This is a genomic window from Thermogemmatispora sp. (assembly GCF_019683755.1).
Taxonomy (GTDB): domain Bacteria; phylum Chloroflexota; class Ktedonobacteria; order Ktedonobacterales; family Ktedonobacteraceae; genus Thermogemmatispora.
In genome coordinates, this window is the sequence record NZ_JADGHT010000054.1 from 1 (window position 1) to 19,102 (window position 19,102).

General features: G+C 60.7%; 11 protein-coding genes and 1 pseudogene. 9 read left to right on the forward strand and 3 right to left on the reverse strand.

Translation table 11 applies throughout. The features are described 5' to 3' along the window. The 9 genes and pseudogenes from IRZ24_RS05965 to IRZ24_RS06005 form a co-directional block, all read left to right on the forward strand. Window positions 1-1,835, forward strand: a pseudogene (locus IRZ24_RS05965) (hypothetical protein); the annotation flags it as partial. Window positions 1,836-1,984: 149 nt separating this feature from the next. Continuing rightward, the gene (locus IRZ24_RS05970; protein ID WP_297161154.1) at window positions 1,985-5,083 is read left to right on the forward strand and encodes a sigma 54-interacting transcriptional regulator; all 3,099 of its coding nucleotides are present in this window, start codon (window positions 1,985-1,987) and stop codon (window positions 5,081-5,083) included. A gap of 477 nt (window positions 5,084-5,560) precedes the next feature. Next, on the forward strand, window positions 5,561-5,893 hold the full coding sequence (locus IRZ24_RS05975; RefSeq protein ID WP_297161156.1) for a PTS sugar transporter subunit IIB: 333 nt from the start codon (window positions 5,561-5,563) through the stop codon (window positions 5,891-5,893). Continuing rightward, window positions 5,890-7,293: a PTS transporter subunit EIIC gene (locus IRZ24_RS05980; protein ID WP_297161158.1), complete on the forward strand. Its 1,404-nt coding sequence runs from the start codon at window positions 5,890-5,892 to the stop codon at window positions 7,291-7,293. The genes IRZ24_RS05975 and IRZ24_RS05980 overlap by 4 nt, the downstream gene beginning before the upstream one ends. Before the next feature lie 446 nt (window positions 7,294-7,739). Next, window positions 7,740-8,852 carry a sugar ABC transporter substrate-binding protein gene (locus tag IRZ24_RS05985; RefSeq protein WP_297161160.1) on the forward strand — a complete coding sequence of 371 codons (1,113 nt, stop codon included), beginning with the start codon at window positions 7,740-7,742 and terminating at the stop codon, window positions 8,850-8,852. Between the two features lie 254 nt (window positions 8,853-9,106). Then, window positions 9,107-9,949 carry an ATP-binding cassette domain-containing protein gene (locus tag IRZ24_RS05990; RefSeq protein ID WP_297161162.1) on the forward strand — a complete coding sequence of 281 codons (843 nt, stop codon included), beginning with the start codon at window positions 9,107-9,109 and terminating at the stop codon, window positions 9,947-9,949. After that, window positions 9,946-11,169 (forward strand): hypothetical protein, encoded by a 1,224-nt coding sequence (locus tag IRZ24_RS05995; protein WP_297161164.1) that lies wholly within the window; start codon window positions 9,946-9,948, stop codon window positions 11,167-11,169. Before IRZ24_RS05990 ends, IRZ24_RS05995 begins: the two co-directional genes overlap by 4 nt. Window positions 11,170-11,438: 269 nt before the next feature. Then, window positions 11,439-13,799 (forward strand): TaqI-like C-terminal specificity domain-containing protein, encoded by a 2,361-nt coding sequence (locus IRZ24_RS06000; RefSeq protein ID WP_297161166.1) that lies wholly within the window; start codon window positions 11,439-11,441, stop codon window positions 13,797-13,799. Window positions 13,800-14,177: 378 nt separating this feature from the next. Continuing rightward, complete coding sequence (locus IRZ24_RS06005; RefSeq protein ID WP_297161168.1) at window positions 14,178-14,402, forward strand: hypothetical protein; 225 nt, start codon at window positions 14,178-14,180, stop codon at window positions 14,400-14,402. A gap of 983 nt (window positions 14,403-15,385) precedes the next feature. On the opposite strand, the gene IRZ24_RS06010 is transcribed toward IRZ24_RS06005, so the two are convergent. The 3 genes from IRZ24_RS06010 to IRZ24_RS06020 form a co-directional block, all read right to left on the reverse strand. Then, the gene (locus IRZ24_RS06010) at window positions 15,386-15,910 is read right to left on the reverse strand and encodes an ABC transporter permease (protein ID WP_297161170.1); all 525 of its coding nucleotides are present in this window, start codon (window positions 15,908-15,910) and stop codon (window positions 15,386-15,388) included. A 20-nt stretch (window positions 15,911-15,930) separates the two neighbouring features. Beyond that, the gene (locus tag IRZ24_RS06015; RefSeq protein WP_297161172.1) at window positions 15,931-17,451 is read right to left on the reverse strand and encodes a sugar ABC transporter ATP-binding protein; all 1,521 of its coding nucleotides are present in this window, start codon (window positions 17,449-17,451) and stop codon (window positions 15,931-15,933) included. Window positions 17,452-17,726: 275 nt separating this feature from the next. Next, complete coding sequence (locus tag IRZ24_RS06020) at window positions 17,727-18,500, reverse strand: GntR family transcriptional regulator (RefSeq protein WP_297161174.1); 774 nt, start codon at window positions 18,498-18,500, stop codon at window positions 17,727-17,729. Window positions 18,501-19,102: the final 602 nt, after the last annotated feature.

A 19,102-nucleotide genomic window follows, 5' to 3' on the forward strand; every position in this document is an offset into this window, starting at 1 on the left:
CACTGGCGCTGGCTGTGCGCCTTTTTCTGGCGATTCGTCACAACCCGGTCATCGAAGGAGACGAGGCACTCACCGGCATCCAGGCGGAGAACATCCTGGACGGCCAGTGGCCGATTTACTACTACGGACAGCCCTATATGGGGAGCCTGGAAGCCTACATCATCGCGCTTTTCTTCGCTGTCGCCGGACCCTCGGTGCTAGTCCTACGCATTGCCATGAGCTGTACTTCACTGCTCCTCGTCTGGCTCACCTGGCACTTTGGCGAGGCCCTCGCCAGCGAGGCCGGCCTGCGCGCAGGTCCGCGCCGGCTCTTCCTGACAGTGGCGACAGCTATCGCAGCTTTACCCCCTCTCTACGATACTGTCCTGGAACTACGTTCCTACGGCGGCTATACCGAGGCCATGATCGTGATGCTCTGGCTGCTCTGGGCCACGCTGCGTCTAACGCAGCGCTGGCATCAGGGCGCCAGCCGAGGTGAGCTAGCCTGGCGCTGGGCAGGCATCGGCCTGCTCACCGGCCTGGGCCTCTGGATCGATCCCTTGATCGTCTACGCCCTGGCCACAATGGCCCTGTGGCTCTCCGGCTGCTTCTGGCAGATCCTCCGGCCCCACCTCCGACAGCAGACGAAGGCAGCGGATCACCAGGACAACAGGGAACAATGGGTCCTCTTCAAGGCGAGCCTGCTGACGGCCCCAGCAGCGCTACCACCGTTGCTACTGGGATTGGGGCCAGCACTCATCTATGGAGCACAGCACGGCTGGGAAAACTTCCTCTATATGCTACATGGAGGACATCCTATCTCCGCCCCCGGCAGCCGCCTCCATATCCTACGCGCAGTCGTCACATTCTACGCCCGCTGTATCGCGCCGCGTGTCATAGGCGGCACCCTGCCAACAGAGCCTTATGTGAGCCAGAACCATCCCGCAGTTCTCACGCCAGGGCTAGTCATCAATGGCCTGGCAATGGCCCTGGCCAGCAGCGCCACCCTCTTCTCATGGGCCTGGCCTCGGCCCACGCTGCTCTGCCTGCGCCGCCTGACGCTGCTGCCCCTCCTTTTCACTCTCTGCCTGACGCTTATCTATTGCCTCGATCCACTGGCGGTGGCTAGCGTCTACTCGGGTTGCGGACCGTGGGACCTGACTGGACGCTATGTAGTGCCGCTAGTTATCGTTCTGCCATTCTTCCTAGCATCAGCCGTCACTCTCTGCTGGTACGGCTCCGCCGCGACTGACAGCCAGTCCTCGCCTGGCAGCCCGGCCTCACCCGCCACCGCTCTGCCAGCCAGGTCACTGACGCCACAACCAGTCAGCAAGTGGCCAGCCTGGCAGTCACTGCTACGCCCCACTCTCCCGCTCCTCCTGCTGGCCTGCTACTTCAGTACACAATTTTCGGCCTACGTCGTGGCCAACACCCATAATACGTTCGAAACCTCCGGCTGCGTGAAGGCCCCGGGCGATTACGCGCCCATCATCGCTTATCTTCGCCAAGAGCATATCAGCTACGCCCTGGCGACGGCCTGGGTCGGTAACCCCATTACATTCATCACAAATCAGCAGATCCTGGTGACTGAGCCACGCGCGCGCCTGCCGGAATATAGTCAGCGCGTACTCCACGCCGCCCACTATGCCCTACTGCTCTTTGTACGCCAGTCTAATACGAGGCCGGCCATTATTCAGGCACTACAACAAAGGCACTGGCGCTATACCGTGAAACGCTTCCCAACAGTGTCCGGCTGGGAACTGATGGTCGTCATCACACCGGATCACAATGTCTCACCAACAGACCCCGCTTTCCGTTCGGCACTCAGGCAGCTCTACAACCTCTGCGGAGAATGACAAACAACAACAGGCCAGGGGAGTCCCTAGCCCACCCCTGTTCCGGGACAATAATGCCGCCCGGTTGTATTTACGGGCAAGTGATGTTAAACTGAACACTGAGCAGACAGAAGAACCGCTGAGCTGGTCAGTCAGAAGGAAGACATCGCTTGCTGCGCAAAGATCGCGTCTTTGAAATCTTGCGCGCCATGTGTGCGGAGGCCGCTGCAGCCCCCGAAGGCACGGCGCTCAGGCGCAAGCGAGGGTTCAGCGCCGAAGAAGTCGCAGAACGCGCCGCCATTGACCGCACAAATGCCAGCCGTGACCTCAACCAGTTAGCTCAGGAGGGGAAGGTCGAGCGCATTCCGGGCCGCCCCGTCCTGTTTACCATCAGGAGCCTCGCCCCCCAACCGCCACCGTCGTCGGTCGGAGTCCAGCCACAGTCGGCCAGGGAATCGCAGGCAGCGGCAGCGGCAAGCAGCCGCCAGCCAGACCTGCCAAGGCTGGTCAGATCGGAGGCTCCTAACAAGCTGCCGGTGGTGGTGGCCTCCATGCAGAGTGGAGCCATAGTTACCAGCTTCGAAACGCTGGTTGGAAGCGACGAAGGACTGAAAGTCGCCATTCAGCAGGCAAAGGCGGCAATGCTTTATCCGCCCCACGGGCTGCACACGCTCATCTGTGGTCCTAGCGGTGTGGGGAAGACAACCTTTGCCCGCCTCATGCATGCCTTTGCCGTCGAATTCGGCGCTTTGCCGCCCAACGCTCCCTTTGTCTCATTTAACTGCGCCGACTACGCCGGCAACCCCCAATTGCTGATGGCCCACCTCTTCGGCGTCGTCCGCGGCGCCTATACGGGTGCCGAACGTGATCGCCCAGGCCTCGTCGAGCAGGCCAATGGGGGCGTCCTCTTCCTCGACGAAGTGCATCGTCTCCCCCCCGAGGGACAGGAGATGCTCTTCTACCTGATGGATCGCGAGCGCTTCCGCCGTCTCGGCGACGTTGAGGAGCGCCAGGCCAGCATTCTGCTTATCGCCGCCACCACCGAGGACCCCAATACCGCACTGCTGCCAACCTTCCGCCGGCGCATTCCTATGCTGATTACGCTGCCCGGCCTGGCTGAGCGCTCAATGCAGGAGCGCTATGCTCTCATCCGTGCCTTCTTTACCACCGAATGCAGCAGCATTGGCGCCAATATCCACGTTGAACCGCAGGTCATCCAGGCCCTTCTCCTCTACGAGTGCCCCGGCAACATCGGCCAACTGCGCACCGACATTCAACTGCTGTGCGCGCGCGCCTACCTGGACTACCGTACGCACAACCTGAGCGAGCTGCACATTGACGTCAGCATGTTGCCTGACCATGTGCGCCGTGGCTTGCTGCGCACCGCCGAGCTCCAGCGCTCCCTTGAGCCACTCCTGGATGTCCTCAAGGTCACCCATATCTTTAGCCCCACTGGCCTTAGCCTTGACGTCTTGCCCCACTCAGCACGCGATCTCTACGAGACCATCAGCCAGGAGATCCGCGCACTGCGCCGCAGCGGCCTCACCGATAGTGAGGTCAACCGTCTACTCCAGCTAGAGATTCAGCACTACTTCCAACGCTTCGCCGACGAGGTGGCACGCGCCCGCCAGGAGGCAGTTCCTCATCTGGTCGACGAGCAGGTGGCCGCCGCCTGCCGCGCTGTCGTTGATTACGCCGCCGAGCGTCTGGAGCGCGACCTGCCAGAGAAACTTGCCCTGGTGCTGGCCATGCACGTCACCAGCACGCTGGAGCACCTGGCCCGTGGTCACCAGGTCCCAGCTTCAGTCATCGAATCAGTCGCTGAGACCTATCCGCGCGAATATGAGGTAGCGCGCGCTGCCCTTACTCAGCTCCGGGGCGCCCTCCAGGCCCCTCTGCCCGAGAGCGAGGTGGATGTATTGGCCGTGCTGCTGGCTCACGCCGATAGCCTGCTCAGCAGCGAGCAGCCCGGCGTTGGTATCGTGGTCGCAGCCCATGGGCGCGGCATCGCCGCTGGTCTGGCAGAGCTGGCCAATACGCTGGTCGGCGTCAGGACGGTACGCTGGGTTGAGCTGTCACTTGAACAGTCGCCCGACGAGCTGGTGGCCCAGGTAGCTAGCTGGGTACGTGTCGCCGACCAGGGAGCCGGCGTCTTGCTACTCGTTGACTTCGTCTCTCTGCTTTCTCTCAGCGAGCTGGTCGAGCAACAGACCGGCGTCCGTGTGCGCGCGGTCTCCGATGTCAGTGCCCCACTGGTGATCGAGGCGGTGCGCCGGGCCCAGCGTTCAGGTGACTTGAGCCTTGATCAGTTGGCTGAGAGCTTGACGATGACACGCGCGATCAGCAACCGCAGCGGCAGTCGTGAGCGCCACACCGAGCCTCTCTCCACCTCAGCCGCTGGCTCAGGACGCAGCAGCCGTGAGGCCGGGCGCGTCATTCTCTCGGTCTGCCTGACCGGCTTCGGCAGCGCCACAAAGATCGCCGAGCTGATCAACGATGCCTTACCTGGCCTGCGTGAACAGGGGATCGATATCCTCTGCATGGATATCACCCTGTCGTATAAGACGCGCGAGGATATCCAGCAACTGGTCGGCAATCGCCAAGTGATCGCCGTCGTAGGCACGATTAATCCGCATCTGGACGATTATCCTTTTATCCCACTGACCGATCTGCTCTTTGGGGACGGCCTGGCACGCTTGCGCACTTTGCTCGGCGAGACCTTGATTGATCCAGCTCTGCTGCAGGCCGAAGGCGCTCAGCAACTCCAGGAGACTGCAGCGCTCAAGTTGCCGGTGGCCAGCACACCCGCTCGCCTACCGCTGGCCCAAGCCGACTACGACGGGCACGGCAGTCAGTCCCAACCCCGACCAGTTCAGCTTTTCTCGCGCCGCACTGACCTGGTGCGCCAGCTCACAGAGACCCTCAGTCAGCGTATGATCTTTCTTAACCCGGCGCGCGTCATGCCACTGCTGGACCGCATGATCGAGCTGATCGAAGTCGAGGTCGGCGAGAGCTTTCCTATGGAGGTCCTGGCCGGGCTGATGCTGCATCTGGCCTGTATCTTGGAGCGCGGTGTCCCCTACAAAGGCATGTTGGTCAGCGAGGCAGTGCGCCGCCAGGTTGAGCAGCAGTTTGCCCGCGATCTGTCTATTTGCCGCCATGCTCTACAGCTTCTCGGTGAGCAAGTCGGGCGTTTCTTACCCGATGAAGAAGCTTACAATATTGTCTGCATCTTACGTCAGCTCGACATTTTCGCCGCTCGTCCCTGAGCCCCCGCTTCTTGTCCTCACCATCCCCTCGGTCAGGTTGAGCGCGCCCCTGGCCCCTGCAGCAACTTCCCGGCAGGCCACGTATAATAAGGGCGAAAGAGAGGAGTATGTCCTCTGATTACAGCGAGCGACATTCATGAGGGAGCCAGGGGCGTGCTGACCATGATCGCTTGGTGCTCCACACCCATTCGGTCCTGCCGCCTTCGAAGAAGTGAGCGCGGCTTACCCCAGGCGGTGCGCCCCGCTAGTGTGCTATCTGTGCTACACACATTTCTGGCATAGTTCTTGCTAAAGAGAAGAGTGACCCCGCAGCGCGGTGGTGAACTAGGAGGCCCTATCTTCCAGGCAGCACCTCTGGCCGAACGAAGGACACGCGGCGTTACGCCAGTGCTGGCGGCAGATCAGCGAGCGAGGAGGCCAAGAGCCAGGCCGGGAGAGGGCAGCCTGCGCACCGGCGTGCGGCGGGAAGGAGCGAGCATGATCCGAGTCCTGATTGTCTGCAGCTGGGGCATGTCCACCAGTTTGCTGGTGGAAAGCATGCTTGAAGCGGCAGCGGCACGCAACTACACACTCAGCGTCGAGGCTTTGAGCGCCGGGGAATACATGGACCGGCTGGATGAATGTGACGTCGTACTCATTGCTCCGCAGATTCGCCATCTGCGCAAGAGCATCGAGAAGCTGGCGCAGGAAGCCGGCAAGCCCGTGGCATTGATCGAGCCATTTCACTATGCAACGATGAACGGTGAGGCCGTGCTGGAGCAAGTGCTCTTGCTCTTGCAAGGGACGCAGGAAGGTCAGGCACAGCCATGAACGTGATGATAGAGAAGGGCAGCGCCTGGTTCGAGCGCTATCTGGTGCCGCCGCTGAGCGCGCTCGCCAGCAATATCTACCTACAGGCTATTCGAGATGCCTTCATCATCTTCACGCTGCCGCTGATCATAGCAGGCAGCATCTTCCTGATCATTGCCAATCCGCCTGTCCCAGCTTTTGCCCAGTTTTTGCAGGCCCATCCTGGCATTCAGAATGCCATTTTGGTGCCTTTCAACCTGTCCTTTGGGCTAATGGCGCTCTTCCTGGCCTTCGGCGTCGCCTACAGCGTCGCCCAGTACCGGCGCACCGAACCGGTGCAGCCGGGCGTCCTGGCGATGGTCCTCTTCCTGATAGCCAGCATGCCGGTGACCAACCTTAATAGCCTCACGCTGGGGACCATCTTGCCCTACCTTGGCGGTCAGGGACTGCTCATCGCTATTCTGATCGGCATTCTCACCAGCGAGGTCATGCGCTGGTTCCGTAGCTCCCGCTTCACCATCCGCCTGCCGAAGAGCGTGCCCGCCAACGTCAAGCGCGCCTTTGAGGCTCTGGTACCTGCTGTACTGCTCATCACGGCGATCTGGCTGCTGGAGTGGTTCGTTAGTTCGCATACGGTGACAACGACCGACAGCAGCGGCCACCGCGTGACGCTGCAGTTAACGCTGCCGATCCTGTTGATGAAGGTCTTTGAGCCGCTGGTAGTGGTCCAGGATAGCTATCCGGCGGCACTACTGGAGATCATCTTGATGATGCTGCTGTGGTCGGTGGGCATCCACGGTATGAACATTGTGACGGCGATCGCGGCCCCCTTCTGGTTCAGTACACTGGCCGCCAATGCCGCCGCCGGTCCCGCTCACGCCCACGGCATCGTCACCGAACCGTTCTTCCATATTTTCGCTCACCTGGGAGGCTCAGGAGCTACCTGGCCGCTGGTGATCTATATGCTACGCTCTCGCTCGGCCCAGTTGCGCACCGTCGGCAAGGTCGCGCTGGGACCGGCGATTTTCAATATCAATGAACCAGTGACGTTCGGGGTTCCCATGGCGCTCAATCCATTGATGATGATCCCCTTCGTGCTGGTTCCCGTGACCATCGTCACCATTAATTACCTGGCCTTCTCTTTCGGCCTGGTCCATGTGCCGATGGTCATGCAGCCCTTTACTGTTCCCATCGGAATCAGCGGGTTCGTGGCGACTGGAGGCGACATTCGTGGTAGCCTTCTGCAGTTTTTCGACCTCGCTGTTTCCGCTGTGCTCTATTATCCTTTCTTTAAAGCCTGGGAACGCATCTTGATCGCCCGTGAGGAGGCAGCGGCCCGCAGTGAAAGCGAGCGCCCAGCCGTGGCAACAACAACGCCTTCGGCTAGCAGCGCCGGTCGCCGTAGCCCAGTGAGCCGCTAACGTGGGCCGTTGGTCATAGCCTCAGAGAGCGCTGCGACCAGGAGGACCGACCGAGCGAGCTACGGCAATCTCTCGGCTCGGTCGCTCCGCCTCCCGCGACTGGCGAGATGAAAGGAGGTTGGCTGTTACTTATTCCTCGCAGACAGGAGAGGAAACAGGGCGTTTCCTCCCTGACCTGGCAGGCCAGGTTGTCTTTAACTGAGGACAGACATAAGAGCGAACAAACGGACAAATGCATGAGCGCAGCAATCTGGCTCATGCGCCTGACACAAGCGCCGTGGTCACAGCCAAGGTCGGCGCGTCTCGCTTACCCCCTTGGGGGCAGCGAGGAGTCATCTTTAGTGAGGCAGGTAGCTTTCTATCCTCACCCGCCGCCTGCCTTGCTCTCAAGCAATGGTGCCTAGCTCATTGCCTAGAGTTCTCTACGAAAGGATAGGGTGCGAACAATGAGGTTATTTAGTCGACAGAGCAGATTCGCTGCTATCGCCATTACTCTGCTCTTATCTCTCCTGTTGGCCGCCTGCGGAAGCAGCGGCAGCACTGGCGGCACCTCCGCCGGTGCTGCCAATGGCAAAGGGTGTATGAAGATTGGCATTCTGCTGCCGGAAACAGCTACCTCGGAGCGCTGGGACGCCAAAGATAAGCCGGCCCTGATCAACGGGATTAAGGCGGCTCTGCCCGGCGCCACGGTTGATTACAACAATGCCGAGGGCAACAAGGATGAGCAGCTCAACCAGGCCGAGGCCGACCTGACGCGCGGCGACTGCATCTTGGTGGTGGGCGCCGTCGATAGCGATGCGGCTGCCGCCATCGTCCTCAAGGCCAAGCAGCAGGGCGTACCTGTTATCGCCTACGACCGCCTGATCCAGTCCAAGGACCTGGCCTACTATGTCTCCTTCGATAACGTGCGCGTGGGCTACCTGCAGGGTCAGTACATTGTTCAGCATCATCACAAGGGCGACCGCGTGGTGATGATCAACGGCTCGCAGACCGATAACAATGCGATCCTCTTCCGCCAGGGCGCCCACCAGGCACTTGACCCGCTCTTCCAGAGCGGCGAGCTGAAGCTGGTCTACGAGACCTATACGCCTGGCTGGGATAACGATACCGCCCGCACCGAGATGGATCAGGCTCTGACCGCCAATCAGAACAATATCCAGATCGCCTACGTGGCTAATGACGGCATGGCCAACTCGGTCATCGCCGCCCTCAAGGCCCAGCACCTGGATAAGAAGGTCCTGGTTACCGGTCAGGATGCCACTGTCGCCGGCATCCAGAATATCCTGACGGGCGAGCAGGCCATGACGGTCTATAAGGCCATCAATAAGGAGGCGAACGCCACCGCCCAGCTCGTGGCGGCCATCAGCAAGGGTCAGGATACTTCTTCCCTCGTCAATGGCCATACCAAGACCAAGGATGGTGGCAATATTCCGTCGGTCCTGGAGACACCTGTGGCCGTCGACAAGTCGAATATCGCTTCCACGGTCCTGGCCGACGGCTTTGTGACTAAAGAGCAAATCTGTCAGGGTCTCCCGCCTGGGACCGGAGGTATCTGCTAATCTTCCTTTCCCTGGCCGCCTGCCGCTGAGTGATTCCGACTGCTCTTGATCCTGGCACTGCTATATAATAGCAGTACAGACAGCAATCGCAGGCGTGAATCACCGGCAGGCGAAACGGGCATGATCACCAGCTCATCGGCGAGCAGGGGCGCCCGCTTGGCTGGCCACGTGGTCGGCTTGTCTTCCTTGCCTTTCTCCCTTTGCTCGCCGATGAGCCGCGTGTGTGTCACTAGTTCTCTCACTGTGGAGGCCACATGACAGACAGTTCTTTTACTAGCACACCCGCCGCTCCTTCTCGGCCCGGCCAGACAGGCGTTGCTGAGCCACGCCTGCGCCTGACCGGTATTAGCAAGGCTTTCGGAGCTGTACAGGCCCTTTCGAACGTCGATTTTGAAGTCTATGCCGGCGAGGTCGTCGGCCTCGTGGGTGACAATGGCGCCGGTAAATCGACGCTGGTCAAGATAATCTCAGGTGTCGAGCAGGCCGATAGCGGTGAGATCTTCCTGGAGGGCACGCCAGTCAAGATCACCGGCCCCAGTGTGGCGACGCGCCTCGGTATCGAGACCGTCTATCAGGACCTGGCGCTCTGCGATAATCTCGATGTGGTCGCCAATCTTTTTCTCGGGCATGAGGAGCTTGACCTCTGGCCCGTACTCTCTGAGATAGAGATGGAGCGCGAGGCGCTGCGTGTGCTCAGCGTGCTCGATGTCAAGATCCCCTCGGTGCGCGTGCCGGTCTCGCTGCTCTCGGGCGGTCAACGTCAGTCGATCGCGGTCGCCAAGACAATCTTGCGTCAGGCCCGCGTGGTGCTCCTGGATGAGCCAACGGCGGCCCTGGGAGTGGCTCAGACCCGCCAGGTGCTCAATCTGATTAAGCGCTTGCGTGAGCAGGGCCTGGCGGTCGTGGTGATCTCCCATAATCTGGCCGATGTCTTCGAGGTCGTGGACCGCGTAATCGTGCTGCGTCTAGGTCGACGTGTGGCGACTTTCGATGTGAAGTCGGCAACGCCTGAACGCGTGGTGGCGGCCATCACCGGCGCAGAGTTTGGCGCTGAGGTGGACGCAAATGGTGCAAATGGAGGAGGTTTACAGTCATGAGTGAAGCTGTGAAGCAGCAGCAACCAGCGCCGGCGACCAGCGTCGAGGTGCCCTCCAGGTTGCCGCGTCCCACGGTGGGCCAGCTCCTGCGCACTGATCTGGGCTTTCTGCCTGTGCTGCTGACGTTGCTGGTCATCGCGGCCTACTTTGCTTTGACGACCAATGGTCTCTTTTTAACGCCGCGCAATCTCTCAAACCTGGTCTTGCAGATTACGCAGATCGGCGTGTTGGCCCTGGGTAGCACGCTGGTGCTGCTGTTGGGCGAGATCGATCTGTCGGTGGCGGCAGTAAGCACGCTTTGTGCAGTGGTAATGGGCGTACTGGTCGAGCGCCACGGCGTGCCGGCGGGCTGGGCTATCCTGGCAGCGCTGATCACAGGCGCCATTACCGGCTTTATCAATGGACTACTGGTCGCTTTCGTCCGCATCCCTTCTTTTATTGTGACACTGGCGGCCTCGATCGGCTACTCCGGCCTGCTCTTGTACCTGCTCGCCGGACAGAGCACCCTCATTATCCATGATGCCTTCATTGTCTCGCTGGCGAATAACTACCTGCCTGATGCCTTGGGCATCGGCTTGCCAACGCTGGTGCTCTTGCTCTATATTGGGTTTGTGGTGCTCAACTATGTGCGTCGCCAGCGCGCAGGCCTACGGACGCAGCCGTTGCCACGCTTGCTGCTGCAGATTGTCATCGTCACAGTCATCGTTGAGGGGGCGGTGGCCCTCTTTGAATCCTACCTGGGTGTGCCTCAGTCAGTAGTCTTCTTGATCGGGCTGATCCTGCTTTGCTGGCTCCTACTGACGAAGACGCCCTTTGGTCGTTATGTCTATGCCGTCGGTGGCAACGCCGAGGCTGCGCGACGCGCAGGTATCAATGTGCCGCTCATCCGCGTGGCAGTTTTTACGATGTGCTCAACGTTGGCGGCAATCGGTGGCGTATTGGCAGCTTCGCGCGGTCTGGCAGTAGCCAGCCAGATTGATCCGACGCTGCTGCTGGATGCGATTGCTGCGGCGGTGATTGGTGGCGTAAGCCTCTTTGGCGGCAAAGGCTCGGTCTGGTCGTTGATTCTGGGCGCTCTGATTATCGGCAGCCTGGAAAACGGTCTGGACTTGAAGAGCCAGGGCACCGATGTGAAAGAGATGGTGGAGGGCGTGGTCCTGGTGATCGCCGTGGCCGCCGACGCGCTGATTCGCCGCGCTCAGGCCCGTCGTGGGCGCTAGCTGCCTAGGCTGCCCGCCGCCACTGGCTGGTCCTGTGCCAGGGGCCTCTAAGCGGAGCCTGGCACCAGCTCTGGCGGCTGGTCGCCCCGGTCCGGCACCGCTTCGCTGCGTCGCCTCGCCCGCTCGTTCGTGCCGACTCCAAGGCGAGGCGAGGCCAGAGCTAAGACAATCGGGAACTGGCCGCTTGCTGATAGGGTGCCTGCTCACTGAAAGACAGGGTCTCGCTCGCTGCCCTCGGCTCGGATCGCGAGAAGGAGGAAAAACAAGGCGTGCTGCAAGGCCTCTCGCAGTCATTGTTTGAGCCTGGACCTGGGGGGGAGTCGTCGGCCCTCCTTTCGACGATAGCTTTGATGGCCTCTCTGTCGGCAGAAGATGCGGAGCGCTCGGCAGCAGAGGAGGCTTTGCTGCGCGCGGCTATGGAGTGGCGCCTGTGGCTGAGTACAGCTCTGGTCAGGTGCAATGTGACCCTGACGCCTGAGGACCTCGATCGGGCCGCGCTGCTGTTGCTAGCGCGCCTGTTGTTTCTCCGCCTCTGTGAGGAGCGCGGCCTGGAACCCGCGGGGAGCTTGCGCCAGTTGAGCGAGCAACGGCAGATCTATAGACGTTTGCAGCGGCGCTTTCAGACTGCGGCGCGGCGCTATGTCTCTAGTCTCTTCTGCCTTCGACCACCAGCGACAAGGCATACAGTGGCAAGAGGCGAACCCAGCTCTTGCCAGCTCTTAACTGAGGAGCGACTGACAACCTTGACGGTGGATGATGAGACGCTGCGCCGGCTGCTGCAGGCGCTCTATCCTCCCACGGCCCCGTGCGATTTCTCCCGCCTCTCGCCTTCTGCGCTCGGTCGCCTCTATGAGCACTTTCTGGAGAAGACCCTGACAACGGACGCCTCTGGCCACCTGGTTTTGAGTGAGGAACGGACGGCTAAGAAGGCCGATGGCATTTACTATACCCCCCCTCCGATCGTCGATTATATCCTTGCCCATAGCGTGGCGGCGCTGCTTGAACGCGAGGGGGAGTTTGCACGCGCGGCCCGCTTGCGTGTGCTTGATCCTTGCTGTGGGGCCGGTTCCTTTCTCATACGCCTTTATCGTCTGCTGCTGGCCTGGTTCCGCGAGCAGTATGTGGCAGCAGGACCAGAGCGCTTTCCACAGGCGGTGCGCCGCGATGAGCAGGGCCGCTGGCGCCTGACTCTGGCTGAGGGCCGCCGCATCCTGCTGGACCAGATCTACGGTGTTGATCTTGATTGCTGGGCGGTCGAGGTAACACGGCTGTCGCTCTTTTTGCTCCTCCTTGAGGAGTGTCAGGGAAGCTGGCACGAGCGGGCGCAGATCTCCAGGCTGCTGCCACGCTTGGGGAGGAACATCCGCTGCGGCAATGCTCTGGGCGGGGCTTCCGCCCCAATGCCAGAGGCAGCAACCCTGGCCAAGCTGGCACCTTTCGACTGGCAGGCGGCTTTTCCCCAGGTCTTCAAGAGGTCAGCTCAGCAAGAGGCTGGCGGTTTCGATGCAGTGATTGGCAATCCGCCCTATCTGTTCGGTGAGCAGCGCCCCCGGCTGGCCCGCCCTTACTTGGAGGCGGCCTTTACGTTGGCGCGTCGGCAGTACGACGCCTGCTGGCTCTTTATCGAGCAGGGCCTGAAGCTGACTCGCCCTGGCGGACGCTTTGCTTTCGTGGTCCCCGATGCTCTGCTGGCACGCGATGAGGCGCGCCAGGCCCGCGCTACCTTGCTGCATGAGGGCCTGCTGCGCGTCTATCATTGTGGCCCTGTCTTTCGGGCCTGTGTCTCCGCTGCCGTGCTGGTCGTCGAGCGCGGCGCCCAACCCTCTATGATCGCCTGCGATGTACCAGCGTTAGTTTCTACGAGCGCCTCCAGCTCGCCAGGCTTGCCGGTACAGACACGCGCCCTCTGCAGCCGTCGACGCTTCTTGGAGGATAGTCGCCATCGCTTGCTTGTGCACGTGAGTGATGAAGAGGCGGCTTTGCTGGCGCGCCTTGAGCACGAGGGGGAACCGCTTGGCCAATACGTCCGCATCTCGCGCGGCGAGGAGATCGGCAAGCGGCACGTCTCTCCGATAGGCCCGCTGCCGATCCTGGCCGGCGACAACGTGACTCGCTACTATATCGCTCCTCCAACACGCTTTGTCTCTGCTTTGACGAAGCCCTCCAGTTTCTACCAGGCGCCGAAAATCGTGGTGGTCAAAACAGGACGGCGCTGCGTGGCCGCTCTGGAGACCGCTGGCCTGGCTACGATGCAGTCGCTCTATAATCTCCACTTGCTGGATGAGCGCCTCGCCTATGAGACTTTGCTCGCTATTCTCAATAGCCGTCTCATCGATTATTACCTCTATAAGACATTTACTGCCTATAAGCGCTTGTTCCCTCAGCTCAATCAGACAACACTGGCTACTATCCCCCTGCCGCCTCGCCTGGCCAGGTACCAGGAGCCATTGATTCGCGCCGCTCGGACCATGATGGCCCTCCAGACTCAACTGACCACCGCTAGTAGTGCCGAGGCACGCCAGGCCCTGGAGCAGCAACGCCTGCAGTTGGAAGCCGAGATCAACGCCCTGGTTTTTCGCCTCTATGGCCTCAGCGAGGCTGAAACTCGGATGCTTGAAAGCACGGTATAAAATAAGAGGGTAACATCGGCGACAGCGCTATCCTCCGCACCACCTTGCTATGCGCCCGGCGCGCCTTCGCGTAGCGCCTCCTACTCACAACCAGCAGGTGCAGCGTTACGGGAGCGCAAGGCCGGGAGACGGGAGAGCCGTCGGGGTGCCCGGAAGAGAGCAGAGCGGCTCGCCAGCCGGTGAGGCCAGCGGTAGACTGGAGGGCTGAGCTGAACCGTCATGGTACAGCTTGCAGCAGCTTGACAGAAGAGCAGTCTTTCGCGTACAACGATAGGAGTTAGGGCTTTTTTTGCGCCTGCCAGTCAGGACGCAGGGCGGTCGGGTCGGTCAGTGCAACGAGCCGAAACAGCGCGTCATCATGGACACGAAGGAGGAGCCATGTTAGAAGAGCAGATCACGGAGATCCCCCCCGAAAACGAGGGCGGTAAGGTTGATCCAACGAAATGCTACGTGTGTGGGGCCAAGGCGACAGCTCTATGTGCGCGCTGCCAGATGCCCGTGTGCCCTGAGCATCAGCAGTCTACTCGTGACTATATTACCAAGATGACGACCATCCTCTGCGATGACTGCGCAGACTACTATGAGGCCCTGATTAAGCCCTGAGTAAGCCTGCAAGACAGGCCACCCAGCCGGGTAGCTCTGTCTATCTGGTCTGACCGCTGCAGTAGCCCAAGTGAGTACCCAGTTAGGAGCCCAGCAGAGGCAGAAGCCGGTACGGTAAGCAACGCAACGGCAATCTCGCGCCTGAATCGTGATCGGACTTGACTGACTGCGACCGGTCCGCGTCCAGTAGCGACGAGCGCTGTGTGGCAACAGCGACTTGGAGAGTCACTGAGGGTCAGGAGTCAGGAGTGGCTGACTGCTTGGCTGGCCGGCTAGCACTTTGCCCTTGAAGCGTTAATAAGCGTCCCTCTTCTCTGAGAGCAAGAGGATAGGACAGCGCTTCGCCTATCTTACGCCGATGTGGCCGTGCTTTGTTACAAGCTTGATGCAGCGTAGAGGAGCGCGCCGTCAATCCAGCCACTCATTGGTGAGCGAATGAAGCAGGGACCCTGTGCCTGTGCAGGCAGAGCCAGGTGCTGACATGTGCAGATGAAGCGCAGTTAGCCGGTGTGATCAACAAAGAGCAATTACCTGGTACAGCACTCCAACAAGCCTGATCCGTTTAGCCTGCAGAAGGGCCAGCCGTGTCGAGTGGCCCACGACACGTTTGTCCCCGGTAGTCAGCGTCAGCCAGTGGGAGTAGCTCCCTTCCGGTCGGCTGTGATCCATTCTTTCGGCTATCGGCGGGTAACGGCTTTCTTTGTGCCTCCCATCAGAGCTAAGACAAGGGTGAGAGGCTACAACAGCAGGCTGAAAGAACACAGGCCAACCGTGGTCAGCGCCCAGGGGAGAACATCAACAGGGACCTGAGCAGGCCCTTGCACGCCCCGGGTCTGTTGGTTGTTCTCCATCTCTCCCGGCCCGGGCGCTGGCCCTTCTGTCGTCACTTGAAGCGAGACGGGCGGTGGCGGAAGTTGGTCAGCAGCGCAGCCTCCGTCCACTCCGCCATCGCCCGTTTGTCAGCCGGACCTAGACGGCTCAGCTCACAGCGGCGGATGCTGACAACTGGGATTGAGCACGGCCTGCACCTTGGGATCATTGAGGTTGGCCTTGACAAGTCCTCTGGAAACGCTCATCATGCCAAGAGTGGCAATAAAGGGCGCTAGACGCGCGCGCGTAATCAGCAAGCCATTGGCCAGACCGGCCAGGCCCCCAACCAGGGTACCACCAAGCACCGCCAACGGCCAGCTCAGGCCCAGGTCGACCATCATTTTGACGCCGAGCACGCCGGCCAGAGCCGCCACCGAACCGACAGAGAGGTCAATACCGGCGGTAATGATCACAAAGGTCATACCCAGGGCAATGATGGCCGTGACGGCAGTCTGCGAGACAATATTGAAGAGGTTGTAGAGGGTAAGAAAGACCGGCGAGGCAATGGAGAGCGCGATACAGATGACAATGAGCGCTCCCGCCGCCGCAAATTGAGAAATAAGGTCAGAGACCTGGGCCGGCAGTAATCGGCGCCAGGAGAGGCCGGCCTCCATCCCTGACTCGCCCGCGTCCGCCATGTTCCTGCTCAGGAATCCCTTCATGGAATAGTCACCTCGCTGGCCCCAGTTGCCAGGGCAATGATGCGCTCCTCACTGAACTGCCCTCGTGAGAGCGTGGCGACAATGCGCCCCTCGCGCATCACGGCGATGCGATCGCACATGTTGAGCAGCTCGGGGAGGTAGGATGAAATGAGTACAATGGCCCGCCCCTCACTTGCCAGCCGACCAATCAGGGCAAACATCTCAGCCTTAGCGCCGACGTCGATGCCGCGCGCCGGCTCGTCAAAAAAGATGACTTTAGCCTGCGTCTCTAACCAACGAGCGACGACCACTTTCTGCTGATTACCGCCCGAGAGGAGATGCACCTTGCGACGCACAGAAGGCGTACGAATGTTAAGGCGCCGGCAGGCTTGTACAGCTACGGTGCGCTCGCGCCGCAAGAGGAGTAAGCCCAGACGCGTGGGCAGGCTGGCCAGCGTAATGTTCTGATCAACTCCCAGGTCGAGCGCTAACCCTTCGCGCTTGCGATCTTCGGTGACGTAGACCAGACCAGCCCGAATGGCATCGGCGGGACGACGAATGTGCAACTCCTGACCATCGAGCAGGATGCGTCCGCTGTCGATGGGATCAGCCCCACAGATGGCGCGCGCCAATTCGCTGCGCCCCGCCCCAATGAGACCAGCAAAACCCAGGATTTCGCCGGCGCGCACCTCAAATGAGCAGTCATGCAGCAGGCCACGACGGTTCAATCCTTCGACACGTAGCCGGATAGGGCCAGGATGGGTCTCAGGTCGCGGGTAGAGATTCGTGATGGCGCGCCCTACCATGAGCTGGACAAGCTTCTGCTCGCTCAGCTCAGCCCGCGGCAGGGTAGCCACAACACGCCCATCGCGCATGACGGTAACTCGATCCGCAATCTGGAAAATCTCATCGAGACGGTGCGAAATGTAGAGAACAGCCACCCCTTGGGCAGTGAGCTGGCGAATGACAGTAAAGAGTCGGGCAATCTCTTGCTCGGTCAGAGTAGCAGTCGGCTCATCAAAAATGAGGACGCGCGCTCTGAAGCTAATGGCGCGAGCAATCTCGACAAGCTGCTGTTCAGCCACGGAGAGCGAGGCCACCAGACGGCGCGGGTCCAGGTCAAGGCCAACCTGCGCCAGCAGACGGCGCGCCTCTTCCCGCTCGCGGCGCCGGCGAATGAAGCCGAAGCGCAATGGCTCGCGTCCAAGAAAGAGGTTTTCGGCGACGGAGAGATGCGGCGCCAGGGCAAATTCTTGATGCACCATAGCGACGCCGAGGGCCCGGGCATAATGCGGCCCGCGAAAACTCAGCGGCTCACCGTTGAGATAGACCTGGCCAGCATCGGGGCGCTCTACTTGATAGAGAATTTTCATGAGTGTCGATTTACCAGCCCCATTTTCGCCAGCCACGACATGAACTTCGCCAGGGTAAATGTCAAGGTCAACCTCGGCGACGGCGGTGACGCCCGGAAAGCGCCTGGTAATCTGGCGCAGGCAAATGATTGGTGACTGCGCTGTCTCCATCGAAGTCGAAGGCATGACAACCTCCCTGCGAGTACGGCAGTGGCTGCAGACATAGCCCTGCCTGCCCTCCTGGCCCTCTTCCCCTGCCTCTCTCTCCCCTTTCGCTTCCCTTACAAGCCATTTCTCTGGCGCCGCGCTTTTTGGCCTCGCTCACCCTCCCTTCCAACCACAGGCGCGGAACAGGCTTGCACACGCCCCCAGCAGCGGGAGCCAGTCTATGGAAACTTGTTTCTGCCGGCAGCCCTCGACGCGACTGCTCCAGGGGGCCTGGCTCTCCCTCGCTCGCTTGACTACGAGGAAAGCTGGCTCTCTTCGGCAAAGATATCGGCCAGGACTCCTTCTTTGGAGTGGCGAATATGGGCTGCTAAGAGGGCCGCAGCTTCGTCCAGTTTGCCCGCGAGTAAGGCCCGCAGGATCTGCTCATGATCGTTGAGTGCAATTTCGATACGGCGCGGATAGAAGCTATCGCGCATCTGGAACATGCAGAGCTGGCTGCGCAGCTCCGAGAGACAGTGAATCAGGCGCCCATTGCGCGAGGCACGCGTGATCAGCAGGTGAAAGAGCAGATCGACTTTGAGAAAGCGCAGAAAAGGATTGCTCGCCAGCTCCGCCCGAATGGCTTCTAGCTCATCAAGCTGAGCCTGCAGCTCCTCTCGCTTGAGGTGAGGCGCTGCTAGCCGTAGAGCAAGCACCTCCAGGGCCTCGCGCAGGTCGTAGATCTCGTGAATGTCTTGGGCCGTAAAGGTGCGCGTCCAGTAGCCACGCCGCGGATCAGAACGTACTAGCCCCTCCTGGACCAGTCGCTCCAGTGCCTGGCGCACAGGCGTGCGGCTGACTCCCAGTTGCTCGGCAAGAGCCACGTCCGAGAGGCGCTGCTCTTCACTCCCCCCGAGCAGAATGACTCGCTTCCAGAGTTGCTCGTAGGCATAGTCGGCAACGGTCGGGGTGGCGGTGCGCTCTTGCCCCCAGAGCAGGTCGAAGAGTTCGCTGACAAATTGCTCATCAACAACTGTGGCTACCGCCGCTCCTTGCCGATGGTTGGTCTCGGCTTCCGAGTGCATCATTCCCGCTCGCTCCTGTTCTGCTGGTCTTGCTGGTCTCGCCAGGTTTCCCCCGCCCCCGCCTACGCCGCCACAGCTTGATTCTCTCACTTGTACGCTCACACGAACCGGGGGCGAGGACCAGACCCGACGCACCTCGTGGCTTCAGCGGCTCGCCTTTGCTTACATCGCCTTGCTCTGGCCCGGCTCGCCTCAAGACTGCCCGCGGTGCGCTCCTCTATTTTGGCGCGCCCTTCTCACTTTGTAAAGAGTGTGCTGTATTCAGAATACAGAATATAGTATACCCAGAAGCATCGGTAATGGTCAAGGCGGACGTTGCTCCTCGCGGCTAGGAGCACTAGGCCCTTGCCATCGCTCCGCCCTGCCTTGATCGCTCTGAGTACTGGCTAGTCTTGGCTGCCCCCGATTAAGGATAGCGGCTTCTTCTGACTCGCTACCTCTCCTCTTCAGATCTTTCGCTTGGCTGTTTTGCCATGCCGGGCTGCTTGACTTTGGCGCCCGTTGTACTGTATTCTGAATACAGAATATAGTATACCTTCAGGTGGCGCAGCAGCGTCAAGGCAAGCACTGCCTCCGCAGAATTGCGAGTCTTGGCCGTCATGCAC